The sequence below is a fragment of the Arthrobacter yangruifuii genome, assembly GCF_009192775.1.
In the GTDB taxonomy this organism is placed as follows: domain Bacteria; phylum Actinomycetota; class Actinomycetes; order Actinomycetales; family Micrococcaceae; genus Arthrobacter_B; species Arthrobacter_B yangruifuii.
In genome coordinates, this window is sequence record NZ_VTFX01000001.1 from 781,359 (window position 1) to 807,342 (window position 25,984).

The window sequence follows — 25,984 nt, forward strand, 5'->3', positions numbered from 1 at the left end:
GGTGCTGCCTATGTGTTAAGGCCGAGCACGCGGCGGGCGTTGCCCCGGTAGAGAGGCTCAAGCAGGCGTGCCTGGAGGGCCAGGGCCGAGACGTTCCAGCGACCCTGTCCCGGTATCAGGGAATCCGGATCATATTCGAAGGACTCATCGTCGCTTTCGAGGAACCGGTAGTGCAGTGCGTACTGCTCCGCCGTTGCAGGATAAATGTCGGTGCCGAACAGCACCCTGTCGGGGTGTTTTTCGATCAGCCGCTTTACCCGCCGTGGCTGCCTTCCGAGTTCGGCCATCCGTCCGGCAATGTCGATCGTGAAATTCGGATGCTGCGCCAGCATCCGGTCCACCCGGTCGAGGTCTTCGGCAGCACAGCCGGCATGCGCTCCGATAAAGGTTGTGCCGGGAGCGCTTTCAAGCAGTGCCGAGAGGGCATCCACCAGCCGGTCGAAAGAGGGATGTACCGACCGGTCGCCGAACCACCATTCCGGCGCCTGCCCCAGCTCGTCGAGGCGTTCATTGTGCCGGTCAAGCGGTTCAAAGAATGCGATGGGGTCGGCAACATGGATGAGCACGGGCAGACCCAGCTGCCCGGCCTCCGCCAGCACCTCGGCTACGCGGGCGTCGTCGGGCAGGATCAACGTTCCGTCGGAGTCTCGAATAGTGAGGCCGAGGGATTTCCAGACCTTGAGGCCGACGGCTCCCTGTCCCGCGCTCCGGGCAAGGGAGCGTTTCAACCGGGCGACACCGTCCGGTTCGGCCAGCTGTTCCCAGTCAAGCTGACAGAAGGTATGGATCCGGCCCGGGAAGGCCCGGTCATAGCGCCCGAGGTTGGCATCGAGCTCGGCTCCCCACATTCCGTCGAGGTTCACCACCGCTTCCACCCCGGACTCGTCGAGTAGATCGATGAACCGGTGCACGTCGTCGATCAGCCAGGGAGCCGTTCCTGTCCTCCAGTTGCCGCCGGACAGCCATCTGCCCAGATGGTTGTGGATGTCGATTGCCGGATAGCGCGGTTGCGGGACCGGCGTCGTCCGGACGCGCAGCTGTGGGCGCGGTGCCCACTCTGCCAGTGGCAGCGTGGCGGCATTGAGGCGTTTATCGGGGGAAACGGCATGCCCTCCGGGCCTGGGCAAAGACATGAATTAATTCTCCTGGAACAATTGAGCATTAATAGTGAGCGCTTTATTCGTTTTTATTGTCATTCGTGCATTTTTGAATGACTATTGCACACACGTCCAGCACTTAGCGAGTGTCCACCTTTCAGGAAGACGAATATGAGTCTCACGAGCGAAGAGATAGCCAGCCAGCCCGCTGTCTGGGCCGAGGCGGCCAAAACCCAGGAGGCCGGGGCCTTCTTTGGGCGTCCCGGGGAAAGTGTCCTTTTTCTTGGCTGTGGAACGTCGGCGTTCGTAGCCGAATCCATCGCCGTGCTCCGCGAGGAAGCCGGGCAGGGGATTACCGATGCCGCTTATGCTTCGGAATGGACGCCCGGCCGCCGTTATGACCGTATTGTCGCCATCACCCGTTCCGGTACGACCAGTGAAGTCCTCCAGGCGCTCCGCGTTGCTGCCTCTTCGGATGCAGGTGCTGCGGGCGCGAGCCTTGTAGCTATCTCGGCTGTAGCCGGCGAAGCGGTGGACGCGCTGGTGGAAGAGACCCTGGTACTTGATTTCGCAGACGAGCACTCCGTCGTGCAGACGCGGTTCCCCACCACGGTGCTGACGATGGCACGGGTAGCCTACGGACTCACGTCTTCGGCCGCAGTCGATGCCTCCGACGTACTCCGGAAACCGCTGCCCGTGGACGTCACCGACTTCGAGCACTTCGTCTACCTTGGGGCGGGCTGGACGCGCGGACTTGCGCAGGAGGCCGCCCTGAAGATCCGCGAGGCTGCGCAGGCCTGGTCCGAGTCTTATCCACTGCTCGATTACCGGCACGGGCCCATCGCCGTTGCCGGCCCGCGAAGCCTGGTCTTTGTTTTCGGAGCCGTTGGAGAGGACCTGGTCGCCGATATCGAGGCGACCGGCGCGACTGTCCAGACCAGCGGCCTCGATCCGCTGGCGCAACTGGTCCAGGCTCAGCGGATTGCCGTGGAGTTGGCGGAGAGCCGCGGCCTGAACCCCGATACCCCGCGCCATCTCACCCGTTCAGTCATCCTGGCCTGAACGGTTCCCGCCACAAAAACAGCCCTGCCCCTTACCGATACCGTTCACAGCACAGAGGAATGGAGCACCATGTTCAGCACACCGGGTACCCGATCACGACGAACCCGTGGAATTCTTGCCACGGCCGCCGCTACCGCAGCACTTCTCGCCCTCAGCGCCTGCGGGTCCTCCTCGGGAGTCGAGACTCTCGACGAATCAGCGGACGTCACCATCACCATGTGGACGGGGCAGGAGGACTCAGCGCAGAAGTACCTCGAAGCCCTCGCCGACGAGTTCGAGCAGGAGCATCCGAACGTCAAGATTGACCTGTCACCCGGTGCATCTTCTACCGAGGACCTGCTGCAGAAACTTTCCGCGGGTTTTGCGGGTAACAACTATCCCGACATCTCCTATGCCTTCGGTTCCTGGGCCGGCCAGCTCGAGGCGTCCAACCGTACCCTCGACATCACCGACCAGGTTGCCGATCCTGCCGTGAAGTGGGATGAGTTCTCACCCGCTGCCCGTGATACTGCCCGGCCCAGCGGCAACAAGACCATCGGTTTCCCAGCCGTGGTGGACAACATTTCCCTCCTGTACAACAAGAAACTGTTCGACGCTGCCGGCGTCGCCTACCCCACTGACGAATGGACCTGGGACGATTTCCGTGCCGCAGCCAAGCAGGTGTCAGACCCGGGCCAGAACATTTACGGCTACGCGTATTCGGTCTCGGGCAGCGAGGAAACAACCTGGCAGTTCTGGCCAAAGTTCTGGCAGAACGGCGGGGAAATCCTCAACGGGGACCAGACAGAAGCAACCTTCAACTCGAAGGCCGGGGTGGACGCCCTGGCCATGCTGCAGGGCATGGCCATTGATGACAAGAGCGTCTACCTCGACCAGACGGACACCAAGTTCGGCCAGTTGTTCGCCAGCGACCGGATCGGCATGATTACCTCGGGTCCGTGGCAGCTCTATGACCTGGGTGTGGCCGGCACCGAATACGGTGTAACGCAGCTTCCCGGCACGGACGGAGACCACAAGACCGTTTCCGGCGCCGACATTTGGGCCCTGTTCGACCACAAGGACGCCAACAAGGCGCACTGGGCGTTCGAATTCACGAACTGGCTGACCCAGGCGGAACAGGATGAGCAGTGGAACGTTGCCTACGGCAACCTGCCGCTGCGCGCCAGCGAAATCGATTCGCCGGCCTTCCAGGAACAGGCGGCCAAACTACCCGGGCTGACTGTCATGGCCGCCAATGCGGTAAACGCCGAAATCGCCCGTCCCACTCTTCCCGGTTATGTAGGTCTTTCGGAGGCGGTCGGGCAGGCTATCTCCGAAGTCCTGCAGGGCAAGGGCGAACCCGACGCGGCGCTGGATGCAGCGGTGGAAAAGGCGAATAAAGCGCTGGCGGAGGACTAATGAGTGTTCCGAAAGCGGTGTTCAGCGGTCGCCCGGCGACGTTCGCGGCGTCGTCGGCCGTCGGCGGCAGCGCTCCGGCGAAAACAGCCGGGCCCCCGCCCGCCGGAGGCCCGGCGGGCGGGGGTCCAAGGCGCCGGCGCCGTCGTCTCCTGCAGTCGCTGGAGGGATGGGGATTTGTCGGCCCCGCGCTGGTGATTGTCCTCGGGCTGAGCATTTTCCCTGCCGTCTGGGCGTTCTTCCTCTCACTGCAGAAGTGGGACGGGTTCAGCGACCCCAAGTTCCTCGGCGCCGGGAACTACCGGGAGATGCTCGCCGACGGTGAGCTTGGCGGCGCCGTCCTGCACACCGTTGTGTATACGGTCCTGTTTGTGCCCTCCTCAGTGCTTCTCGGTCTTTTCCTGGCCGTTGCCCTCAACCGGCGCATTCGGTTCATCGGGCTCTACCGCACGGCGATCTTTGTTCCCTTCGTCGCGTCCGCTGCCGCGACCGGCATCCTGACCACTTACCTCTTCAGCCCGCAGTTCGGCCTCTTTAACAACATCCTGCGCGTACTGAACATGCCGCAGCAGGGATGGCTCGAAGACCCGGGGCAGGCGATGATTGTCATCACCATCATGTCCCTCTGGGGCCAGGCTGCCTTTACTACGGTGATCTACCTTGCCGCCTTGCAGGATGTGCCCGGTGATCTCCTCGAAGCCGCGCGGATCGACGGCGCTTCGTCTTGGCAGACCTTCTGGCGGGTGGTCTTTCCGCAGCTGGCGCCGGTCACGGTCTTCGTTGCCATCTGGCAGACCATCCAGGCCATCCAGCTCTTCGACTTGGTGTACACAACTACGCGTGGCGGCCCCCTGAACGCCACCGAAACAATCGTCTATTTCCTGTGGCAGGCAGCGTTCAAGAACCTGCAGTTCGGCTACGGATCAGCTGTCGCCTACGGTCTTTTCGGCGCCACCCTGCTCATCACCATCGGTGTGGTCCTGTATTCGCGCCGGACCAAGATGGAGGCCTTCTAATGAGTGCACCCCGCGCACTTCCCGTTTCCACTCCGGCGGCCGGCAGCGACGGGTCCGTACCGGCCCCAACCGCGAAGCCGGGCCGCGGGCGTAAACGCAGGCTTCCGTTCAGCGCCGCGCACCTGCTGCTGCTGCCTGTGTCACTGCTGTTTGTGCTTCCGTTCGTGCAGATGTTCCTTACCTCGGTCACGCCGGAGGCGGAAATCAACCGGTTCCCTCCCGCGTTCATTCCGTCGCACATCACATTCGCTGGGTTTGAGAAGCTGTTTGCCGAATCCGACATCCTTCGCTGGACGGGCAATACGGTCCTGGTCTCGGCCGTGGCCATCATCTCCAACATTGTGCTCTGCTCGCTCGCCGGCTACGGGTTCGCCCGGCTGAAGTTTGCGGGCCGCGATATCGGTTTCCTGGCCATCCTTGCCACCATTATGATTCCAACCCAGCTGCTCATGATTCCCACGTACATCATGTTCTCCAAACTGGGCCTGATCGATACGCTCGGTGCAGCTATGGTGCCGTGGCTCGCGAGCACTTTCGGGATCTTCCTGATGCGTCAGTTCTTCCTTTCCCTTCCGGCGGAGCTGGAGGAAGCGGCGATGATCGACGGCGCCACCCGCTGGCAGGTGTTCTTCCGGATCATCATGCCGTTGGCCAAGCCGGCAATCGCCACCCTGGCCATCTTCACCCTGCTGGGATCGTGGAATGACCTCGTGTGGCCGCTGATCGCCATTAACAACGCCGACGCGTTTACGCTGCAGCTGGGGCTGAGCAATTTCCAGGGCACCCGCCGGACCGAATGGTCCCTGCTGATGGCAGGCAACGTGGTGGCTACCTTGCCGCTGATCCTCTTTTTCCTGTTCGCGCAGAAACAGTTCATCGCCACCATGACGTTCTCCGGTTTGAAAGGCTGACGCTCTCCCCTACATTCGGAGGCCTCGGGCATGGCCGCGGCAAATGCGGGCGTGCCCACATCAGCTGCATCTCACGCAGTAGGTGAGGGGACAAAGCGAAGGGGCCTGGAGGAGGCGGCTTTAATATTCCCTGCGAGCTCTGCGAGCGGGGAATTTCGTTGCCGCCGGATCCAGGCCCCGTAGCTGCCACGGCTCACCGGAAAGGTGCCGGCTTGCCAGCGTCCGTTGCTGCCGGAGGAGTTATCTCCAGCCGGCCCCCGGCGCCACCAGCTTCACGATGCTTTCCAGCAGATGCGCGTTGTACTCCACGCCCAGCTGGTTCGGCACGGTCACCAGGACGGTATCGGCAGCCTGCACGGCGGCGTCAGCGGCCAGCTCGGCCGCAATGACATCGGGTTCACCGATGTAGCTCTTGCCGAACCGGGCAAGGCCGCCGTCGAGGTGGCCCACCTGGTCCCGTCCCTCGGCCTGCGCGCGCAGCCCGAAGTAGTGCCGGTCCTCACCGGTAACCAGCGGAATGATGCTGCGGCTGACGGAGACCCGCGGCGTACCCGGGTGCCCGGCGTCGGCCCAGGCCTTGCGGTACACCTCGATCTGCTCGGCCTGCAGCTGATCGAACGGCACACCGGTGTCCTCGGTCAGCAGGGTGGAGCTCATCAGGTTCATGCCCTGCTCGCCGGTCCATTTGGCCGTGGCGCGCGTGCCCGAACCCCACCAGATGCGCTGGGGCAGCCCGGGGGAGAGGGGATCGATGGCCATGGGCGCGGTGGTGCCGGTCATCGCGGGATCGGACTGAGCCACCCCGGCACCTGCAATGGCGGCACGGAACACTTCGGTGTGCTGCCGCGCCATGTCGGCGTCGGAGAAATCCGGCCCCGGCACGTAGCCGAAGGACTCGTATCCGCGCAGGGCCGGCTCGGGGGATCCCCGGCTGATGCCCAGCTGCAGCCGTCCGCCGCTGATCAGGTCCGCAACGGCGGCATCTTCTGCCATCGAGAGCGGATTCATATAGCGCATGTCGATCACACCGGTGCCCAGCTCAATGCGGCTGGTCCGGGCGGCCATGGCTGCGAGCATGGGGAACGGGGCGGAGAACTGCGGGGCGAAATGGTGCACCCGCATATACGCGCCGTCGACGCCGATTTCCTCCGCCGCGACCGCCAGCTCGATCTGTTGCAATATTGCGTCCTGTGCACTGGGCGTCCGGGACCCCAAAGCATTCCGGTAATGTCCGAAGGACAGGAACCCTATTCGTTTCATATCAGCCTCAGCGCCGGAAGGCTCGGCGGTATTCCCGTCTCCGCCGGGGCCGGATAAACGGCGTCAGAAAGCAGGCACAGTGCACATCACCATGGTCCCGGGCTACCAAGGCTCACCGCCCGAGCAGTGGCAGAGCCGCTGGGAGGCGGAGCTGCCGAACGTCACCCGCATCGCGCCGTCGTCGTGGGATGAACCCGAGCTGGAGGACTGGATGACGGCGCTGGACCGGGCAGCCGGAGACCAGCACGGAGACACCGTTCTCGTAGCGCACAGCCTGGGCTGCCTGGCCGCGGCGGAATGGCTGCTGCGCAACCCTCATGGTGCCCGCGGAGCGTTCCTGGTCAGCCCGCCGGACCCGGTGGCCGCCTCGTTTCCGCAGCCGGCGGGAAGCTTCCGGAATCCGCGGCTGCAGCAGCTGCCCGTCCCGGGACTGCTGATCGCCAGTGAGAGCGATCCGTACTGTGCGCTGCCGGCAGCGGAAGCCATCGCCGCCGCCTGGAAACTGCCCGTGGTCAATGCGGGCGAACTGGCCCATATCAATGAAAAGAGCGGTGTCGGCTACTGGGAACAGGGCCGGGATTTACTCACGGCCTTCACCGCAGGGCTGGGGGAACGGGCTCCGCTCGGATAAGAATGGGCACATGCAACTTCCGGTGATGCCTCCCATTGCGCCCATGCTGGCCAAAGCGGTTACTTCCCTGCCCGAAGGGAACTACCTCTACGAGCCCAAATGGGACGGGTTCCGGTCCATCATTTTCCGGGACGGCGACGACGTTGAGATTGGCTCGCGGAACGGGAAGCCGATGACGCGCTACTTTCCCGAACTCGTCGAAGCCTTTAAGCAGAACCTGCCCGAACGCTGCGTGGTGGACGGGGAGATTGTGATGGTTGGCGCCGACGGCAAACGGCTGGACTTCGAGCTGCTGCAGCAGCGCATCCATCCGGCCGCCAGCCGGGTGAAACTGCTTGCCGAGCAGACTCCGGCCCGGTTCGTGGCCTTCGACCTGCTGGCGCTGGGGGACACCGACTACACGCAGAAACCGTTTGCCGAACGGCGGGAGGCACTGGTCCGGGCCCTGAAACCCGCCCAGCCACCCGTGTCCGTCACCGCAGCCACGGATGATCCGGAGCTGGCGCGGGACTGGTTCGAGCGCTTCGAAGGCGCCGGTCTGGACGGAGTAGTGGGCAAACCCCTGGACGCTCCGTATGCACCGAACAAGCGCACCATGGCCAAGCTCAAGCACGAGCGCACGGCGGACTGCGTGCTGGCCGGCTACCGGGTGCACAAGTCCGGCCCCGATCTGATCGGCTCGCTGCTGCTGGGCATCTACAACGACGACGGCGTCCTCACCAATGTGGGCGTGGCCGGAGCCTTCTCCATGGACCGGCGCCGGGAGCTCTTCGAGGAACTGCAGCCGCTGGTCGCGGGGGAGGACGGCCATCCCTGGGCTGCGGAGGAGCAGGACGGCGGCACCCGCACACCGCGGAACTCCGAGGGCAGCCGCTGGAGCGGGAAGAAGGACCTGTCTTTTGTGCCGCTGCGCCCGGAACGGGTGGTGGAGGTGAAGTACGACCACATGGAGGGTGAACGGTTCCGCCACGTGGCCCGGTTTGTCCGCTGGCGGCCCGACCGCACCCCGGAGTCCTGTACATACGATCAGCTGGAGGAGCCGGTGAAATTCGATCTGGCGGAGGTACTCGGGGCCTGACGGAGAGGGGGATTTTCGGTGGGGTCTATGCCTGCCTGAACGGGTGTGGCTAGCATTTTCCAGACAGATGTTTCCCGAACCGGGGACCGGGAACTCCCGCCAACCCAGGGAACAACCCATGATCCTCAACCCAGAATTGGAAACCCTCCGCTCCCGTGTCCACGGCCCGGTGAGCGGCCCCGGAGACCCGGGCTACGCCGTCGACACCTTCAACCCCTCAATGATCCAGCGGCCGGATGCCGTGCTGGCCGCCGCCGATGCGCAGGATGTGCAGAACGCCGTGCGCTGGGCCGCCGAAACCGGGATTCCCGTGGGTGTGCAGGCCACCGGGCACGGAGCAGCGGCGGCCATGGATGAGGGCCTGCTGATCAGCACATCCGCGCTGCAGGATCTTCGGCTGGATCCTGAGGCCGGGACGGTGACCCTGGGCGCCGGCGTCCGCTGGAAGACGGTGCTGGAGCAGACGGTTCCGCACGGACTGACCGCCCCGAACGGGTCATCGGGCACCGTAGGGGTTGCCGGGTACGCCACCGGCGGCGGCCTGCCGGTCATGGGCCGGGCCTTGGGATTCTGCAGCGACCATGTGAAGGCGATGGACGTGGTCACTCCCGACGGCGCCTTGCACCACACGTCAGCGGAGGTTGACGCCGAGCTCTTCGCGGTCCTGCGTGGAGGCAAGGGCAATTTCGGGGTGGTCACCTCGCTGACCCTGGAGCTGAACGCCTTCAGCGGGTTCTACGGCGGCGGACTTCTGTATCCGGAGGAAACCGGGCCGCAGGTCCTGGAGGCGTTCCGCGGATGGACGGAGCAGCTGCCGTCGGACGCCTCCGCATCCATGGCGTTTCTGCACCTGCCGGATGCGCCGTTCCTGCCCGGGGAGCTGCGCGGAACGGCGCCCGTGCACGTACGGTTTGCCTGCTTCGGCAGTGCGGAAGAGGGGGATACCCTCCTCGAGCCGATGCGGCGGGCAGCGGCACCCCTGATGGATACCGCCGGGACGATGGACTACCGCGCGGTGGGCAGTATCCACATGGACCCGGAAGGCCCCATTCCCAGCCTGGACACCGGCGCCCTGCTGACCGGACTGCCGGACGGGCTTGCCGCCGCACTGCTGGAAGAAGTCGGTCCCGGATCCGGGACACCGCTGATGATGACGGAGATCCGGCTGATGGGAGGTGCCCTTGCCGTGGACCCTTCGGCACCGGACGCGGTCTCCGGGCGAAGTGCCGGCTTCAACGTGTATGCCGTCGGGTTGAACATGCCGCCCGCGGCGGAGGCCACTGCAGCGGCCTTGGAGCGGCTGGACACAGCCGTGGCGCCGTACACCGAGGGGGCTCTGGTCAACCTCGCCGGGCGGGTCCGGCCCGGATCCGGCGGCCAGCCGTTCTGGAGTTCCGAGGTGCTGCTGCGGCTGCAGGCTGCCAAAGCGGCCTATGATCCCGACAACCTGTTCCGTTTCGGGCATGCCGTGCCGCAGCCGGTTCCCTGAGCCACACCCGGGCCGCCGCGGAAGTCAGCGACGGCCGCGGCAACCTCCGGCCTGGAACTCACCGCCGGCATCGGCCAGGACGGCCGCGGTGTAACCGTCCCGGTAGCCGGTCTCCGTGGGGTGCAGGTTGAAGGGGTTGCCCTGCTCGAAAATGATCCAGGAATCAGGGGAGCCCACTCCGTGTCCGGCAAATTCATCCACCACGTCCACAAACTCCCCGTTCTCGGGAACCTGTCCGGCAATGACGGCATTCAGGGCATCGGTTCCCTGGTTGAACAGGGCCACCGCCTCGGCGCTGAGCGGTCCCGCCGCGACGGTTTCAAACAGGTGCGGGTAACCGGTGACCACCAGGGTGGCCCGCGGGGCGGCCGCCGTGATCCGGGCGAACTCCGCCGCGAGTTGCGGCGCCAGGACGGTTTGGGCGTAGGCACTGGCCTGCTCGATGGCCGGTGCGCAGGTGGCCGGAAGCTGCGCACCAGCGCAGGCGGCCACCACGGTGACGAACTGGACATCGTTGCCGCCGATCGTCACGGTCACGACGTCGGTCCGGGAGGTGAGCTTGCCCTGGGCCACGGCGCCGGTGATCTGCTCCGGCAGATCCACCGGTGTGTCGGCCGGAGTGGTCAGTGCGGTGGCACCGGCGCAGGTGGCATCGGTGTCCAGATCCACCCGGTTCAGGGCGTCCAGCAGGGCAGGGTAACCCTGCGCCGTCCGGCCGCAGGCATCCAGCAGCGGCCCGCCGCCGAAGCCGGAGGCGTAGGAGTCTCCGAAGGCTACGTAGTCGACGTCGCGGCCGCTGCCGTGCCCCGCGCCGTGCCCCGCGCCGTGTCCTCCGCCGTGTCCGCTGCTGTGCCCCGCGCCGTGTCCGCCGCCGTGTCCCGTCCCTTGTCCGTTCCCGTGCCCTCCGCCGTGCCCGCCGCGGTGCTGTACGGAGTCTCCACCGGAGCTTCCGGCTACGGCAGGGGTGGTTCCGCCGGCCAGGAGAGCGGCTCCGGCAAGGACCACAACGGCGGACTTCGCACGGAAGGACAGGTGTTGGGTGGGGCTCATCTTTGCGCTCCTTAGGGCAGCGGACACAACAACATCAAGGCCGACAGTCTGACGCAGCATCAGTGCGGCGGCAATCGTGACGCTCTTTATCCGCTGTCCCGGTGCCCGGATCACCGCCGGACGCCGCGGCACGGCGTTCCCCGCCGCCGACGGTCAGGCAGCGGGGTGTGACCGCGGACACTCTGCGCTACGCTGGCGATATACCGACCGTCTGTTCAGTAATCATGGGTCGGCAATAATCCGGTATCTCCGGCAGCCGGGCAATGGTGCCCTGCCGGCCGCGTCCCGCGTGAAAGGTTTCCCCATGACGGCAACAGCTCTCGACGTCGACTACGTGCCCAGCTATGTACGCGGCGCCTGGTGGTCGCCCGGCGCCGGAAGGCAGGGAACCGAGGTGCGCGATGCCAGCACCGGAGAGCTGCTGGCCCGGGTGAGCACCGACGGCCTGGACACCGCCGCCGCCGTCGAATATGCCCGCGTGACCGGTCAGTCCGAGCTGGGGAAGTACACCTTCCATCAGCGGGCGCTGATGCTCAAGAAACTCGCCATGCACCTCAATGCACAGCGCGAGGAGCTGTATGCCGTCTCCGCCCGCACTGGCGCCACCCGGGGGGATTCCCTGGTGGACATTGACGGCGGAATCGGCGTCCTGTTCGCCTACGCTTCCAAGGGCCGGCGCGAACTGCCCAACTCCACGGTCCTTGTCGACGGCGCCGTGGAGCAGCTCGCCAAGGACGGCTCCTTCCTCGGCGAGCACATCTACACCCGCATTCCCGGTGTTGCCGTGCAGATCAACGCCTTCAACTTTCCGGTCTGGGGCATGCTGGAGAAACTGGCTCCGGCGTTCCTCGCCGGCGTGCCAAGCATCGTGAAACCTGCCACCCCCACCGGGTACGTCACGGCAGCGGCCGTCCGGATGATCGTGGAGTCCGGGGCCCTTCCCTCCGGTTCGCTGCAGCTTATTTCCGGTCCGGCCAGGGACCTGCCGGACCACCTGGACTACCGTGACCTGGTCGCCTTCACCGGTTCCGCCTCCACTGCCGAAAAACTGCGTGCCCATCCTCGGATCGCGGTCGGTGGTGTCCGCTTCACTGCCGAGACAGATTCGCTCAACGCCGCCATCCTGGGTCCCGATGCGGTCCCCGGCACTCCGGAGTTCGACGCCTATATCAAGTCGCTGGTTACCGAGGTGACCGTCAAGGCCGGACAGAAGTGCACCAGCATTCGGAGGGCCCTGGTGCCGCGGGACCTGGTGGACGACGTCGTCTCCGCCGCCGCTGCGCGTCTCCGGCAGCGGGTGGTGCTGGGTGATCCGCGCGCCGCGGACGTGACCATGGGTGCCCTGGCGTCCCGGGAACAGCTCGACGGCGTCCGGGAATCGGTGCAGCAGATGCTCGCGGCCGGCGCCGAGCTGGCGTGGGGATCATTGGAGGCGCCCGACGTCGTACGCGCCGACGGAAGCACGGGAACCTCGCCGGACGGCGCCTTTATGGAGCCGCTGCTGCTGACCTGGCCGGACAGTGACGCGGATGCCCTGCACAGCGTCGAAGCGTTCGGGCCGGTGGCCTCGGTGGTGGGCTACACCGACGTGGCCGACGCCGTCCGGCTGGCTGCCCGCGGCGGAGGGTCGCTGGTGGCAACCGTCTGCACCAATGATCCGGATACCGCCCGGGAGATCCTCACCGGCATCGCCGGACACCACGGGCGGGTATTGTTCCTGAACCGCGAAGACGCCCGCAGTTCCACGGGGCATGGGTCACCGGTGCCGCACCTGGTGCACGGCGGTCCGGGCCGCGCCGGCGACGGCGAGGAGCTGGGCGGCATCCGTGCGGTGCGGCACTACATGCAGCGGACCGCGGTGCAGGGTTCACCGAATATGCTCACCAGCCTCACCGGTATCTGGCATGCCGGGGCCGACCGCCGGTTCGACGCGGGGCACCCGTTCCGCAAGCCGCTCAGTGAGTTGCGGGTCGGCGACGCCGTGCGCTCGGACCTGCGGAAAGTCACGCTTGAGGACATCTCCGCCTTTGCGGAAACCACCGGGGATACCTTCTACGCGCACACGGACCAGGAGGCCGCGGCGGTGAACCCGTTCTTTCCCGGCATCGTGGCGCACGGCTATCTGCTGCTGTCCTGGGGAGCGGGACTGTTTGTCGATCCGGCGCCGGGTCCGGTGCTGGCGAACTACGGGCTGGAGAACCTGCGGTTCCTGACCCCGGTCGCCGCCGGGGACTCCATCCGCGTCACCCTGACCGCCAAGAAGATCACGCCGCGCGAAACGGAGAACTACGGGGAGGTGGCCTGGGATGCCGTACTCACCAACCAGGACGACGAACTCGTGGCGACCTATGACGTGCTGACTTTGGTGGAGAAGTAAGTCCCGGAGGCGGCAGGGCTAGGAGGGCGGGCTAAACCTTCCGCTTCCGGTAGGCCTGCATCTTGGTGCGGGCGCCGCAGATCTCCATGGCGCACCAGGTTCCGCCCCGATTGCGGGAAGTATCGAAGAAGACCCAGCGGCAGACGTCCCGCCGACACGCTTTCAAGCGCTGAAGCTGGGCCGGATCGGCATGAACCAGGACGGCGCCGATGCGGGCGAGTGCCTCGCGCACAGGGGGCTGGGGGACCGGTTCGACGCGGGACTCTCCTCCTGGGACCACGACCCGAACGGGAAGCTGCTCCAGTGCACGGTCCAGGCGCTGCAGGCCGACGACGGTGTCGGGTGCCGGCGTGCCGTGCAGATGCCCGCCGTCGTGGTGCGTGAGGAAGAGGGAGCGCAGCCCCTCCCGAAGTTCGATCGCTAGGGCAAGATCCCCATCAGTAGCCTGCGTGCCTGCCCCAACGAGCCCGTAGCTGGCCAGCCACGCCGTCAAGCTGTCGGGGTTGTCCAGAGCGTCTTGCCCGGCTTCCCGGTCAGCCGTATTGGCGAACACCTGGAGGAGTCGCAAGGGAGCAGGGGCCGGTGCGCGACCGCCCGGCTCAGGGTATCCGCTGTCCGCGGGAACATTTTGTTCCGAAGTGTTACCGCTCATAGCTGATTGCCGGTAACGTGTGCCGGAGCAGCGGAAACGGACAAGCCGTCAGGGGACCCAGCTATGCACGCATCAGCTCGATCGAGGATGGCTCGTCGTCCCGACAGCCTGGCTCGATTCCACGTCGCAGCGGGTCTCCATATCCGGCACATGCCTTCATTATTGCCCGTCATGCACACAGCCGCCTTACAGTCGAGGGCCGCGGCATGAAGGACCCAAGCTGGGTGCTGCTGCGCACCGACCGCAGTTTCCGCCGCTACTGGCTGGGGCAGGGTGCTGCCAGCGCCGGGGCCCAGGTCACGGGCATCGCTCTTCCGTTGGTCACAGCCATTGCCCTCGATGCCGGACCGGCGGCGGTCAGCCTTGTCGCCGCGGCCGGCACCCTGCCGTACCTGCTGTTCGCATTGGTGGCCGGGCATCTCCTGCAGGGACGGGACCAGCGGTGCTCCATGGTGGCGGCCGATCTTGCCCAATGCGTGCTTCTGGCACAGATTCCGCTGGCCTGGGCCGGAGGATGGCTCAGCGTCCCCCTGCTGGCAGCAGTCACCTTCCTGAGCGGCTGCTGCGCCTTGGTCTTCGGGTTATCGGCCTTCGCCTTTGTGCCCGCTCTCGTTGCGGACCAGGACCTCGCGCCGGCCAACCGCGCCGTCCAAGCCAGTCGAACCGTCGCGGAGATCAGCGGCCCGGGGCTGGCCGGTCTTCTCGTCTCGGCGCTGGGTGCTCCCGGCGCCTTGATTGCCACCATGCTTGGGCACCTGGCTTCCGCTGCGGGAGTGGCCTCGAGCCGCCCGCGGGAACAACGTTCCGGTGCGGCGGCTCCGGCGTCGGGGGCCTCGATCGCTGCGGGGAAGGAGAACCGGAACCCGGTTCCGGAGAAGCGGCCCACCCTCCTCACCGGACTGCGGATCCTGTTCGGTGACCGCCACCTGCGCGCCTTGACCGTCCATGCGGCGACCTATAACGCGGCAGAACAGATCCTGATGCTGAACCTGATTCTCTGGGCGGTGCAACAGCAGGACGTTGGTGTTGGCGCCTATGGTCTGGCGCTGGCCGGAGCCGGAGTCGGCGGTCTGCTCGGGACACTGACTGCACTCCGCCTGGCCGACAAAGCAGGCCTGGGTCCGGCCTTCGCCGTTTCACTGCTGCTTTCCTGTGCGGTTCCGCTGCTGCTGCCGGTCTGGCCGGTCACCGGGTGGACTCTGGCAGCTGTCATTGCTGCGGTCATGCTGCTGCGGGGCATAGGGGAAGGTAACGCCAATATCTACTCACTGACGATGCGCCAGCAGCTTATTCCTCGGGAGGAGCTCACGCGCTCCGCAGGTGCCTATACCCAGGTGATGTACGGCTCCATTCCGCTGGGCGCCCTGCTGGCCGGCGTCGTCGGTGAAACACTGGGGGTCCGCGTCGGGGTCCTGATTGGGGCCGGAGGACTGGTGCTTTCTGCCCTGCCGATGCTCACCCCGGCGTTCCTGCGGCTCCGCACCATCCCTGTCCCGGCCGCCGCCTAACCTTCCGGCCATCGGGGGCCGGGCGTAGGGTCAGGCGACACGGATCCAGGTGTCCTCTGACCGGCGCCAGACCTGCCGCGGCCCGTTGACCTCACGGGCACGGTCGGTCAACCAAAGAGTGCTGTCCGGGTCCCAGCCGGCAATCACCGAGGCGGTCCCGGCGTCGACGTCGAGCGCCCGCCCCGCGCTGCGAAGGTAGCCCAGGACCGTCAGGTGCACGGCGTCCCATTGCCCGGCGGCGCGTTCCCAGTCCGGGATCACCCAGCGGCCAATGCGTCCCGTGGTTTGGAACCAGTTATGCCTGCGGGACGCTGTGACCTCCAGCGGATAGGCCCGGCACAGCGTCATCCAGTCTGCGGGGGAGCGGATGTCGAGGATCCGGCCGATGCCGCTGACCGGAATGACGGTCGCTTCGTCCAGGCCGGCCGAGTCCTCAACGAGGCTCAGCCCCGCGGGAATCTGCCCGGCGGTGCGGACCAGCCCGAGCGGGGCGGACCACCAGGTTCCACTGAATGCCGCCCGCGGATCCTGCGGACGGTCCCGTTCGGCCTGCGCTTCCTCGGCCCGGACAGCCTCGCCCCACTTCTGCAGGATGCCACGGGGGTTTCGGGGAAGGGGTGCCGGGTCCTCCGCCGGCCGCCAGTCGATGGACCACTGTTCCGGTGTCCCGGGGGAATCCCACGCCTGCGCCGCGCGTGTGTCGAGCACCCGTTCAGCCAGGGGTTGAAGGGCCCTGCGGATGACCGGAAGCGCGGCCAGCGCGTCTTCACCCTCCGGTGCCTGCCAGTACCGGGCCGAGTCAACGGACCGTTGGAGGGCAGCGCAGATCTGCTCATCATCCATGCGGCGGAGGTCGAGGGACAGAATCGTGCCTGCCAGGTGTTCGGGCGAGGGCCGCTCAGCGGGGTCGGCGGAACCGAACAGTACCCTTGACGTTCCTTTCCCCGGGTCGAGTTCGTAACCCAGCCAGAACACGGCCGAGCCGATGTCCTCGTCCAGCGCGGCCGCAAGCTCGAGGCACAGGCGCCGTCCCCTTGGTCCTTCCAGGAGCAATTCCGCCGGTTCCGTCATGGGCACATCCTTGCACGGGGGTCCGGCTGCGGCGCGGATAGGCAGGACGCTGATTTCCCCGGCCACGGCCGGAGACGCCTTCCGTAGAAGGATCTGGAGCCCGGAGCCGCTTTCCGCAGACGGATCCGCTAGGCCCGGCGGGTGTGCAGCCCGTCGAACACCATGGTCATGACGTTGTCCGCCAGCTTCTGCGCCGGGAGCGGCCCGCCGGGCCGGTACCACTCCACAATCGAGTTGATGGTGCCGAACAGCAGCCGCGTGGTGGTGCGTGGATCAATATCGCTGCGTACCGAGCCTTCGCGCCTAGCAGCGTCCACCAGGTCAGCCACCCGGTGGTCGAACTCCCGGCGCCGGGCCAGGGCACTGCGTTCAATCTCCGTGTTGCCGCGCAGGCGCAGCAGCAGCGTCACGAACGGGAGCCGCTCGGTCAGCACTTCGATGGTGCCGCGCAGCACGAACTCCAGCCGGGCATCGGCGGCACCGGACGAGGCCCGCGGATCATCCAGCACCGCCTCGAGCCCGTCCAGTGCATGGTCCAGTGCCAGCCGCAGCAGGTCCCCCTTGGACGGCACGTGGTGGTAGATCGCGGACTTCGTGATGCCCAGGTTCTCGGCCAGGATGCCCATGGAGGTGGCTTCATAGCCGTGCCGGTTGAACACGTCCACGGCCACGTTCAGCACCGTCTGCTGGTCATATCCCGGCCGTCCCCGGCGCGGCCCGGACGCGGGACCGGACACGGGACCGGACACCGGCCCGACGGCGGCCGCGGGCTCAGGGGCGGCTGCGGGCACGGCGGCCCCGGCCTCAGCAGCGGGCACGGGGGCAGGGTCGGCGGGCGACCCGGAAGAGACAGCAGGCATGGCGCCATTTTCCCATGTCAACGGGCGCTTCCCTGCGCCGGGGCAGGATCGGTGTCGCGGCGCAGATCGTAGATCCGGCGCAGCTTGCCGCTGGAGCGTGCCAGCGTTCCGGGCTCGACTATCTGAACGGTGCAGGTGGAGCCGATATGGATCTTGATCTGCGCGGCAAGATCCAGCGCTGCCGCGGCGGAGTCCGGCGTCGAGGAGTCTTCCCGCCGCTCAATCCGCACCGTGAGTTCGTCCAGGCGCCCGGGGCGGCTGATTTCGAGCTGGAAGTGCGGGCTGAGGGCCGGGATGCGGAGGGCGATTTCCTCAATCTGGGTGGGAAAGAGGTTCACTCCGCGCAGGATGATCATGTCGTCGCTGCGGCCGGTGATGCGTCCCATCCGGCGCATGGACGGACGGGCGGTGCCGGGCAGCAGGCGGGTGAGGTCATGCGTGCGGTAGCGGATGATCGGCAGGGCCTCCTTGGTCAGGGAGGTGAAGACCAGCTCGCCGGGTTCGCCGTCGTCAAGGACCCGGGTGTCGTCAAAGGGATCGATGATCTCCGGCCGGAAATGGTCCTCCCAGATATGGGCGCCGTCCTTGGTTTCCACGCACTCGCCGGCCACTCCCGGTCCCATCACTTCGGACAGGCCGTAAATGTCGCAGGCATCCAGGTCCATGACGGTTTCGAGTTCGTGCCGCATTTCCTCGGTCCACGGCTCGGCCCCCAGAACTGCGTTTTTCAGCGAGGTGGAGCGGGGGTCGATACCGGCGGCCGCCATGGCGTCCGCGATGGCCAGCAGATAGGTGGGTGTGCAGAGAATGGTGTCAGGTTCGAAGTCCTGGATCAGCTGAACCTGCCGTTCCGTCTGCCCGCCGGAGACTGGAATCACCGTGCAGCCGAGCTTCTCGGCGCCGAAGTGCGCTCCGAGGCCACCGGTGAAGAGCCCGTAGCCATAGGCGTTGTGGACCTTGTATCCGGGCTGCACTCCCGAGGCGCGCAGCGACCGTGCCACCAGCGCACTCCAGCGCGCCAGATCCCCGGAGGTGTAGCCGACGACGGTGGGACGCCCGGTGGTTCCGGAGGAGGCATGGATGCGGGCCACCTGCTGCTGCGGAACGGCGAACATGCCAAACGGATAGGTCGAGCGCAGGTCCTCCTTCGTGGTGTACGGGAACCGTGCCAGATCCGCCAGCTCCCGCAGGTCCGAGGGATGGACGCCGGCGTCGTCGAACTTGCGCCGGTACAGGGAAACCCGTGCGTAGGCGTAGGCGACGGTTTCCTGGAGACGCTTGAGCTGGAGGGCCTCCAGTTCGTCCCGGCTCATGCGCTCCTCCGGGTCCCAGGCGGACAGATCGGCGGCAGCGGATTTGATCGGAAGGGGAGTGGTTTTCATGCCCGGCTTTCGGTCGGGACCGGAGGGGGAATCCGGGCGGGGTTGCGGATGGTGCGGGAACGTCCGCGGAAGAGCGCGACGACGGCGGCGGTGCCGTCGGGGTGCTCGGACCGGACCTCGATGTCGTAGACCCCGCTGCGGCCGTTGCCGGCGCGGTGCTCGGCGGATGCGGTCAGCAGGTCACCGGCCATGGCGGGCGCCAGGAAGGTGATGTCGGCGCCGGCGGCCACCGTGATGGTTTCGCGTTCCCTGGCCGGGCCGCCGCCTTCCGGGTTGCAGGCCAGGGCGAAGGCGGTGTCGGCAAAAGCGAAAACCATCCCGCCGTGGCCGATGCCGAAGCCGTTGACCATCTCCGGGCGCAGACGCATGGCAATGCGCGCCGTCCCCCTGCCGATCTCCAGGACTTCGATCCCCAGCCAGGCCGAGGCTGCATCGTCCGCGAGGAGGGGATGCCCGGGAACAAGAAGGGGATGCCCGGGAGCCGTACCCCCGAGAGCCGTACCCCCGGAGACGTCACCGTTAGCCATGGGACCTCTTTTCTTTACCGAATGTTCATTAGGTAATCCCGGCGACCAGCAGGCTGTCAAGGATCACGCATCGGGGTCCGTATCGGCTGCCGGCGATGGGCCGGAGTTGCGGAGCGCCGCGGCTGGCCGGAGGGCATGGCGTACCCTAATGAGGTGACTCTCTCCGCGGCCACTGCCGTTTCCGGTCCTGTCCGGCCTCCAACATCTTCCCTTTTGCCTGAGTGGCTGGACCCCCAGGTGTTCCTTGCAGACCCTGCTCTTGGGCCGTGGGTCGTCCTCATGGTGTGCGGCATTGTCTTCGCCGAAACAGGACTGCTTATCGGTTTCTTCCTGCCGGGGGATTCCCTGCTGTTCACTGCCGGCCTGCTGGTGGCCACAGGCACCATTGACATCAACGTGTGGCTGCTTGCGGTCCTGGTCTTCATCTGCGCCTTCGCGGGGGACCAGACCGGTTATTACATCGGCAGGAAGGCAGGGCCGGCCGTTTTCAACCGGCCGGACAGCAGGCTCTTCAAACGGGAGAACGTTCGGCGTGCCCAGGTGTTCTTTGACCGTCACGGCGGCAAAGCCGTGATCCTGGCCCGGTTTGTGCCCGTGGTCCGGACCTTCACCCCGGTGGTGGCCGGCGTGGCTGAGATGAACTACAAGGCGTTTGTCTCCTTCAATGCCGTGGGCGCCTTCCTCTGGGGTGTGGGGGTCACCCTGCTGGGCTACGTGCTTGGCGACCGGGTGCCCTTTGTCCGGGAAAACCTGGATCTGATTTTTGTGGGCGTGGTGCTGCTCTCCGTGATCCCGATTGTTATTGAGGTTCTGCGCCAGTCCCACAAGGCCGTGAGCAAGGATGATGCTGAGGGTGCCAAGGGTGCCAAGGGTGCCAAAGACACGGGCGCCGAGGATGCGGGTGCCGAGGATACAACTGCCCGCGCAGCCGATGCCGGGCACGGAGCCAGCAGGGCCGACATCGACCGTCCGTCCGATGCCGGCCGCACAGGCGACGCCGGCCGCGCAGGCGACACCGGCCGTGCAGCCGATGACGGTGACGGCGCTGACGGTTCCACGCCGCTGACGGAGAGCCGCCGCGCTGCTCCCACGGAGGGCCGCCGCACCGCTCCCGCGGACGGACGCCGCTTCATCACACCGGAGCCGAAGGCCGACCGCGCAGCCGAATAGCCTGCCCCGCGTGCATGCTCGGCCAGACGATTGCCAAGCCAAAACAGGTCCGAACCCCCTGAGGGTCCGGACCTGTTTTGCTTTGGTGTGCTGCCCCGCAGCCCCGCCCCTGCACCCTGAGGGTGCCTTGCCGGGGCGACTGCCGCAGGCTAGGCGGCGTCCTGTCGGCTGGGTGCAGGAAGCAGGTCGCGGGCACCGAGGGCGGACAGGATAAACGCGTAATCCCAGGCCCGGTCCTTCCAGGCCTCGTACCGTCCGGATGCTCCGCCGTGGCCGCCGTCCATCTCGATCTTCAGCACGATCGGCTCGCTGCCGGTGGTGGTTTCCCGCAGCTGCGCCACCCACTTGGCCGGTTCCACATAGAACACCCGGGTGTCGTTGAAGCTGGTGACCGCGGCGATCTTCGGATAGTCCACGGCCCGGATGTTTTCGTACGGGCTGTATTCCTTCATGTACCGGTAGACCTCGGGATCGGTGATGGGATTGCCCCATTCCTCCCATTCCAGGGCCGAGAGCGGCAGGTCCGGATCCAGGATGGTGGTGAGGGCATCCACGAAGGGCACCTGCGCCACGATGGCCCGGTATTTCTCCGGGGCAAGGTTCGCGACGGCGCCCATCAGCAGACCTCCGGCGGAGCCGCCCATGGCCGCGATCCGGTCCGGATCCGCCCACCCGGAGGCGGCTACCCAGTCCGTGGCGTCCACGAAGTCGGTGAAGGTGTTCTTCTTGTTCAGCTTCTTCCCGTCGTCGTACCAGGCGCGGCCCATCTCGCCGCCGCCGCGGATGTGCGCCACCACGTAGATGACTCCCCGGTCCAGCAGGGACAGCCGGGCGACGTTGAATCCCGGGTCCATGCTGATTTCATAACTGCCGTAGGCATAGACCAGTGCCGGATTGCTCCCGTCCTTGGACAGGTCCGCCCGGCGAATGACCGAAAGCGGAATGCGCGTGCCGTCCGCCGCCGTCGCCCATTCGCGTTCTGCCACGTAATCCTCGGACCGGTAACCGCCCTTCACGGGGGTTTCCTTGCGCAGCTCCAGCTCCCCGGTGGCCAGCACGTAGTCGTAAACCCGCGGAGGAGTGAGGAAGGACGTGTAACTGAGCCGGATGATCGGGGAATCGAACTCGGCATTGGCCAGGTTGGCGGTATAGAGCTCTTCGTCGAAGGCCGGTTCCACCGGTGCACCCTGTGCCGGGGTGCCGAGACCGTTCACGGGAAGGATCTGCACCCGTTCGGTGGTGTCCTTGCGGACCGAGACGAGGACGTGGGAGCGGGTGACCGCAGCTCCGTTGACGCGCACGGTGTCGTCATGGGCAATAACGGTCTGCCAGTGCTGTTCCTCCAGCGGCTTGGCGAACTCCTCCTCCGCCACCAGGGACAGCATGGAGTTCAGGGCACCGCGGTTGTGGGTGAGCAGGTACTGCCGGCGTCCGTCGAGCGTCAGCGGCTCGGCTTCGTAGAGGATGCCTTCGCTGCGGGGGATCAGGGTCCGCACCGTGCCGGCGGGATCGTCGAAGTCCAGGACGCGGTACTCGCTGTACTCGGAGCTGCTGATGCCGATCAGCAGCTGCCGGCGGTCAGCCGAGAGATCGAAACCGGTCCACATGGCAATGTCGTCCTCCTGGTAGATGACGACGTCGTCCTCCACCTCGGTGCCGAGCGTGTGGGCCTTGACCTGGTAGGGGCGCCAGGAATCGTCCACCACTGTGTAGAAGACCCGGCGGCCGTCCGGGGAGAACGCCAGGGAGTAGAAGACGTTGGAAATGACATCCGGAAGCAGCTCCCCGGTGCGCAGGTCCTTGATCCGGAGGGTGAAGCGCTCGTCTCCTGCGTTGTCCTCCGAGTAGGCCAGCAGGTTGCCGTCTTCGGTGACTGCCAGTCCGCCAAGCGAGAAGAACGGCTTGCCTTCGGCTTCGGCGTTGCCGTCCACCAGGATCTGTTCGCCCGGAACAGGAACACCGGGGACGACGGCGGGCGGCGTCCAGTCGGCGTCGAGGTTCCCGGTATCGGCGGCGGCCGTGCGGCAGTGGATGGCGTACTGCTTGCCTTCCTCGGTGCGGGTGTAATACCACCAGCCCTTTTTGCGTGCCGGAACGGACAGGTCCGTTTCCTCGGTCCGGTTCTTGATTTCGTTGAAGATCTGCCCGCGCAGCTCTTCCTGATCTGCGGTCATGGCCGCGGCATAAGCGTTCTCCGCCTTGAGGTGTTCAACCACCTCCGGGTTTTCCTTCTCCCGAAGCCACTCGTAATTGTCAATAAACGTGTCGCCGTGGCGGGTTCGTTCGGTGGGGACTTTCTTGGCAACCGGGGGCTGAGGAGTAGTCATCTTTCGAATATATCCATCCGGGCGGCGCCGTCGAAGGAAGCCGCCAGGCGTTATGCTCGCGGCTTAGCCCTAGTCTCCAAGCAGCAGCCAGGCACAGAATGCTCCGGCAGCGAGGAAGAGCGCCCAATTCACGGCCACCACCAGCAGGGTGGAAGCGAAGGGCCGTGCCGCCGCCTCGCGGCGGGGGAGGATCACCGGCTCGGGGATGGGGCCCTTGCGGAACTGGCCCCACAGGCTGGTGGCCAGCAGGACCACTCCTCCGCCCAGTGCCAGGGGCAGCGCGGGCACTGAGACCAGGACCAGCTGGGGGGCGAACAGCAGTAGTCCCGTTTCCGCCAGCAGGCAGATGGCCAGCAGGAAGGCCGGCCGCCGCAGGGATGCCCAGGTGGGATGTACTGCGTAGAGCGGGCTGACGCCGGCCGCCACCAGTGCGGTGAGGGCCAGGAGCAGCCCGGGGACGGTGACGTTAACCGTGGCAGCGTCAGCAGTCACGGCGGCGGCCACGGCGAAGAACCCCAGCAGACCCAGCAGCGTGGGGACAACAACGGCAGCCATCGGCGGCCTTCCTGCCGGGCCGGCCTCGGCATGTCCTGCCTTTGCCTGTCCCGCCTCGGCATGTCCCGCCTTTGCCGGGCGGACCTCTGCCTGTACCGCCTCTGCCTGGCCATCCGGGGACAGCCACCCCGTTCCGTCCGGCGTCGGGGGACCGCTGCTGCCGGAAGCGCCGCCGGCTGCACCGGACGCAGTGCTGGCGGCACCGGAAGCAGTGCCGGATGCCGTCCCGGAAGCCATGCCGGAGGAGGAAGACCGGCTGTCGGCGTCGGGTTCGGGGATTCCCATGACCATCCTTTCGCACGGTTTCTTCTCCCCACCAGTGTTCCACAGCGGCCTTGACCTGCACGCCCCGGCTTCCTATCCTGAACGAACGGTCGGTAAATAAATGGGCGGGCCGGTAAACCAGCGATGAGGCAGGTCACCGATGAGTGCAGGAACCGTAACCGGGCAGGAGCAGTTTGACGCGCTCATAGCGGCGGATGCACGCGTGGAGCCCCGTGACTGGATGCCGGAGGGATACCGTAAGACCCTGGTCCGGCAGATCTCGCAGCATGCCCACTCGGAAATCATCGGGATGCAGCCGGAGGCAAACTGGATCACCCGGGCCCCCTCCCTCAAGCGCAAAGCCATCCTGATGGCCAAGGTGCAGGACGAGGCCGGCCATGGACTGTATCTGTACTCCGCTGCCGAGACGCTGGGCACTCCCCGGGACCGGATGACCGCCGATCTCATTGCCGGCAAGGCCCGGTACTCAAGCATCTTCAATTACCCCACGCTCACCTGGGCGGACATGGGTGCCATCGGCTGGCTGGTGGACGGTGCCGCGATCTGCAACCAGGTCCCCCTCTGCCGTGCCTCCTACGGACCGTACGGGCGGGCGATGGTGCGGGTCTGCAAGGAGGAATCCTTCCATCAGCGGCAGGGTTTCGAGATCCTGCTGGAGCTGGCCCGCGGCACCGAGGCGCAGCGGACCATGGCACAGGATGCGGTCAACCGCTGGTATGCCCCCTCCCTGATGATGTTCGGCCCTCCCGATGACGATTCCCCCAATTCCCGGCAGTCCATGGAATGGAACATCAAGCGATTCTCCAATGATGAGCTGCGTTCGCGTTTTGTCGGCATGATCGTGGAACAGGTCAAGGTCCTCGGCCTGACCCTGCCGGATCCGGACATCCGCTTCAACGAGGAGACCGGCCGGTGGGAGCACGGAGAGCTGGACTGGAACGAGTTCCGCGAGGTCCTCGCCGGCCGCGGACCCTGCAACTCCCAGCGACTGGCCCGGAGGCGGGAAGCCCACGAAGACGGCGCCTGGGTGCGCGACGCCGCGGCGGCCTACGCCGCACGGTTGGCGGCCCGCGGGAATGCCGCTGCAGGGGCGGTGGCGTAGCCATGACCGGTGGATCAACAACGGGCGACGACGGTTCCCGACCCGTAGCTGCGGCCCCTGCGGTCCCCTCAGCCCCCGCCGCAGCCTGGCCGCTGTGGGAAGTATTCGTCCGCTCCTCCCGGGGCCTTTCCCATGTCCATGCCGGATCCCTGCACGCCCCGGATGCCGACATGGCGGTCCGTAACGCCCGCGACCTTTACACCCGGCGCAACGAAGGCGTATCGCTCTGGGTGGTGCCGGCGTCGGCCATCATCGCCAGCGACCCGGACTCCAAGGGGCGGTTCTTCGAATCCCCGCAGGGCAAGGACTACCGGCACGCGACCTACTACACGGCGTCTGAAGGGGTGAAGCACCTGTGAATTCGGACAGCGCCACGCGTATTACCCCCGGCAATGCGCTGCGGCCCGAGGACATTGCCGCCGCCGGCACCCGGGCAGACCCGGACGTTGCCGCCTATGCCCTGCGCCTGGGGGATGACGCGCTGATCCTGGCGCAGCGGCTCGGCTGGTGGATTTCGCGGGCCCCCGAGCTGGAAGAGGACGTGGCGCTGGGCAACATCGCCCTGGACCTGATGGGCCATGCCCGCTCCTTCCTCACCTACGCGGGCAGCGCGGACGGACGCAGCGAGGATGACCTCGCGTACTGGCGGAAGGAAACCGAGTTCCGTTCCGCCCACCTGGTGGAACAGCCCAACGGCGACTTTGCCCGGACCATTGCCAGGCAGCTGGCGGTCTCGTACTACTCCTTCGAGCTGTACAGCGCCCTGCAGCGCTCTGCCGACCCCACCCTCGCCGCCATCGCGGCGAAGGCAGTGAAGGAAGTGGACTACCACCGGGACCACAGCGCCCAGTGGGTGCTCCGGCTGGGCCTGGGCACCGACGAGTCGCGGCGCCGCATGATCCGTGCGCTCGACCTGACCTGGCCGTACGTAGGGGAGCTGTTCGACGACGACGAACTGGTGGTCTCGCTCGACGGTTCCGCCGTCCTGCCCTCGTCCCTGAAGCCTGCCTTCGACAGCGGTATCGCGGCCGTGCTGCGGGACGCCGAGCTGGAGCTGCCAGCGGTGCAGCCGGCTCCCGGGGGAGGCCGGCAGGGGAGGCACAGCGAGCACCTGGGCTACCTGCTGGCCGAAATGCAGGTCCTGGCCCGCGAACATCCCGGTGCGTCGTGGTGAGTGTC

At 66.5% G+C, this 25,984-nt stretch carries 22 protein-coding genes and 1 pseudogene; 13 read left to right on the plus strand and 10 right to left on the minus strand.

Annotated elements, in window-relative coordinates; translation table 11 throughout:
* Positions 1-8: 8 nt before the first annotated feature.
* Positions 9-1,133 carry an amidohydrolase family protein gene (locus GD627_RS03815; protein ID WP_152271402.1) on the minus strand — a complete coding sequence of 375 codons (1,125 nt, stop codon included), beginning with the start codon at positions 1,131-1,133 and terminating at the stop codon, positions 9-11.
* A gap of 135 nt (positions 1,134-1,268) precedes the next feature.
* Between GD627_RS03815 and GD627_RS03820 the strand changes: the two genes are divergently transcribed.
* The 4 genes from GD627_RS03820 (at position 1,269) to GD627_RS03835 (ending at position 5,481) form a co-directional block, all read left to right on the plus strand.
* On the plus strand, positions 1,269-2,159 hold the full coding sequence (locus GD627_RS03820) for an SIS domain-containing protein (protein ID WP_152271403.1): 891 nt from the start codon (positions 1,269-1,271) through the stop codon (positions 2,157-2,159).
* A 69-nt stretch (positions 2,160-2,228) separates the two neighbouring features.
* Complete coding sequence (locus tag GD627_RS03825; protein WP_152271404.1) at positions 2,229-3,557, plus strand: ABC transporter substrate-binding protein; 1,329 nt, start codon at positions 2,229-2,231, stop codon at positions 3,555-3,557.
* On the plus strand, positions 3,557-4,570 hold the full coding sequence (locus GD627_RS03830; RefSeq protein ID WP_152271405.1) for a carbohydrate ABC transporter permease: 1,014 nt from the start codon (positions 3,557-3,559) through the stop codon (positions 4,568-4,570). The genes GD627_RS03825 and GD627_RS03830 overlap by 1 nt, the downstream gene beginning before the upstream one ends.
* Positions 4,570-5,481, plus strand: coding sequence for a carbohydrate ABC transporter permease (locus tag GD627_RS03835; protein WP_152271406.1), 912 nt, complete (start codon positions 4,570-4,572; stop codon positions 5,479-5,481). The genes GD627_RS03830 and GD627_RS03835 overlap by 1 nt, the downstream gene beginning before the upstream one ends.
* 240 nt (positions 5,482-5,721) lie before the next feature.
* Here GD627_RS03835 and GD627_RS03840 read toward each other — a convergent pair whose 3' ends face one another.
* A complete protein-coding gene (locus GD627_RS03840; RefSeq protein WP_152271407.1) occupies positions 5,722-6,741 on the minus strand; it encodes an LLM class flavin-dependent oxidoreductase in 1,020 nt (339 codons plus the stop codon).
* Positions 6,742-6,820: 79 nt separating this feature from the next.
* Here GD627_RS03840 and GD627_RS03845 point away from each other — a divergent pair, with 79 nt between their 5' ends.
* From GD627_RS03845 to GD627_RS03855, 3 genes are all read left to right on the plus strand, one after another.
* Entirely contained in the window at positions 6,821-7,372 is a 552-nt protein-coding gene (locus GD627_RS03845; RefSeq protein ID WP_152271408.1) for an RBBP9/YdeN family alpha/beta hydrolase, read from the plus strand.
* Between the two features lie 10 nt (positions 7,373-7,382).
* Positions 7,383-8,450, plus strand: coding sequence for an ATP-dependent DNA ligase (locus GD627_RS03850; protein WP_152271409.1), 1,068 nt, complete (start codon positions 7,383-7,385; stop codon positions 8,448-8,450).
* A gap of 118 nt (positions 8,451-8,568) precedes the next feature.
* Entirely contained in the window at positions 8,569-9,939 is a 1,371-nt protein-coding gene (locus GD627_RS03855; RefSeq protein WP_152271410.1) for an FAD-binding oxidoreductase, read from the plus strand.
* Positions 9,940-9,963: 24 nt separating this feature from the next.
* On the opposite strand, the gene GD627_RS03860 is transcribed toward GD627_RS03855, so the two are convergent.
* Positions 9,964-10,989 carry an SGNH/GDSL hydrolase family protein gene (locus GD627_RS03860; RefSeq protein ID WP_194265951.1) on the minus strand — a complete coding sequence of 342 codons (1,026 nt, stop codon included), beginning with the start codon at positions 10,987-10,989 and terminating at the stop codon, positions 9,964-9,966.
* Between the two features lie 304 nt (positions 10,990-11,293).
* On the opposite strand from GD627_RS03860, the gene paaZ reads away from it, so the two are divergent.
* Positions 11,294-13,366 carry a phenylacetic acid degradation bifunctional protein PaaZ gene (gene paaZ / locus GD627_RS03865; protein ID WP_152271412.1) on the plus strand — a complete coding sequence of 691 codons (2,073 nt, stop codon included), beginning with the start codon at positions 11,294-11,296 and terminating at the stop codon, positions 13,364-13,366.
* A gap of 31 nt (positions 13,367-13,397) precedes the next feature.
* Here the strand turns inward: paaZ and GD627_RS03870 are convergent, their stop codons facing one another.
* Positions 13,398-13,934 carry a CGNR zinc finger domain-containing protein gene (locus tag GD627_RS03870; protein ID WP_194265952.1) on the minus strand — a complete coding sequence of 179 codons (537 nt, stop codon included), beginning with the start codon at positions 13,932-13,934 and terminating at the stop codon, positions 13,398-13,400.
* A gap of 290 nt (positions 13,935-14,224) precedes the next feature.
* Here GD627_RS03870 and GD627_RS03875 point away from each other — a divergent pair, with 290 nt between their 5' ends.
* Complete coding sequence (locus GD627_RS03875; protein ID WP_152271414.1) at positions 14,225-15,526, plus strand: MFS transporter; 1,302 nt, start codon at positions 14,225-14,227, stop codon at positions 15,524-15,526.
* A gap of 30 nt (positions 15,527-15,556) precedes the next feature.
* Here GD627_RS03875 and GD627_RS03880 read toward each other — a convergent pair whose 3' ends face one another.
* The 4 genes from GD627_RS03880 to GD627_RS03895 form a co-directional block, all read right to left on the minus strand.
* Complete coding sequence (locus tag GD627_RS03880; protein ID WP_152271415.1) at positions 15,557-16,597, minus strand: hypothetical protein; 1,041 nt, start codon at positions 16,595-16,597, stop codon at positions 15,557-15,559.
* A 128-nt stretch (positions 16,598-16,725) separates the two neighbouring features.
* A complete protein-coding gene (locus GD627_RS03885; RefSeq protein WP_152271416.1) occupies positions 16,726-17,457 on the minus strand; it encodes a TetR/AcrR family transcriptional regulator in 732 nt (243 codons plus the stop codon).
* Positions 17,458-17,474: 17 nt separating this feature from the next.
* On the minus strand, positions 17,475-18,839 hold the full coding sequence (paaK, locus tag GD627_RS03890) for a phenylacetate--CoA ligase PaaK (RefSeq protein WP_152271417.1): 1,365 nt from the start codon (positions 18,837-18,839) through the stop codon (positions 17,475-17,477).
* Positions 18,836-19,366 carry a hotdog fold thioesterase gene (locus GD627_RS03895; protein ID WP_152271418.1) on the minus strand — a complete coding sequence of 177 codons (531 nt, stop codon included), beginning with the start codon at positions 19,364-19,366 and terminating at the stop codon, positions 18,836-18,838. The genes paaK and GD627_RS03895 overlap by 4 nt, the downstream gene beginning before the upstream one ends.
* A gap of 135 nt (positions 19,367-19,501) precedes the next feature.
* On the opposite strand from GD627_RS03895, the pseudogene GD627_RS03900 reads away from it, so the two are divergent.
* Positions 19,502-20,182, plus strand: a pseudogene (locus GD627_RS03900) (VTT domain-containing protein); the annotation flags it as partial.
* A 503-nt stretch (positions 20,183-20,685) separates the two neighbouring features.
* Here GD627_RS03900 and GD627_RS03905 read toward each other — a convergent pair.
* Together GD627_RS03905 and GD627_RS03910 are read right to left on the minus strand one after the other, a co-directional pair.
* Entirely contained in the window at positions 20,686-22,863 is a 2,178-nt protein-coding gene (locus tag GD627_RS03905) for a S9 family peptidase (RefSeq protein ID WP_152271420.1), read from the minus strand.
* 69 nt (positions 22,864-22,932) lie between these two features.
* Positions 22,933-23,703 (minus strand): hypothetical protein, encoded by a 771-nt coding sequence (locus GD627_RS03910; protein WP_152271421.1) that lies wholly within the window; start codon positions 23,701-23,703, stop codon positions 22,933-22,935.
* A gap of 139 nt (positions 23,704-23,842) precedes the next feature.
* On the opposite strand from GD627_RS03910, the gene paaA reads away from it, so the two are divergent.
* The 3 genes from paaA to paaC are packed head-to-tail and all read left to right on the plus strand — an operon-like array spanning position 23,843 to position 25,979.
* Complete coding sequence (gene paaA, locus GD627_RS03915) at positions 23,843-24,805, plus strand: 1,2-phenylacetyl-CoA epoxidase subunit PaaA (RefSeq protein ID WP_152271422.1); 963 nt, start codon at positions 23,843-23,845, stop codon at positions 24,803-24,805.
* A gap of 2 nt (positions 24,806-24,807) precedes the next feature.
* Positions 24,808-25,164 carry a 1,2-phenylacetyl-CoA epoxidase subunit PaaB gene (gene paaB, locus GD627_RS03920; protein WP_194265953.1) on the plus strand — a complete coding sequence of 119 codons (357 nt, stop codon included), beginning with the start codon at positions 24,808-24,810 and terminating at the stop codon, positions 25,162-25,164.
* Positions 25,161-25,979, plus strand: coding sequence for a 1,2-phenylacetyl-CoA epoxidase subunit PaaC (paaC, locus tag GD627_RS03925; RefSeq protein ID WP_152271423.1), 819 nt, complete (start codon positions 25,161-25,163; stop codon positions 25,977-25,979). The genes paaB and paaC overlap by 4 nt, the downstream gene beginning before the upstream one ends.
* Positions 25,980-25,984: the final 5 nt, after the last annotated feature.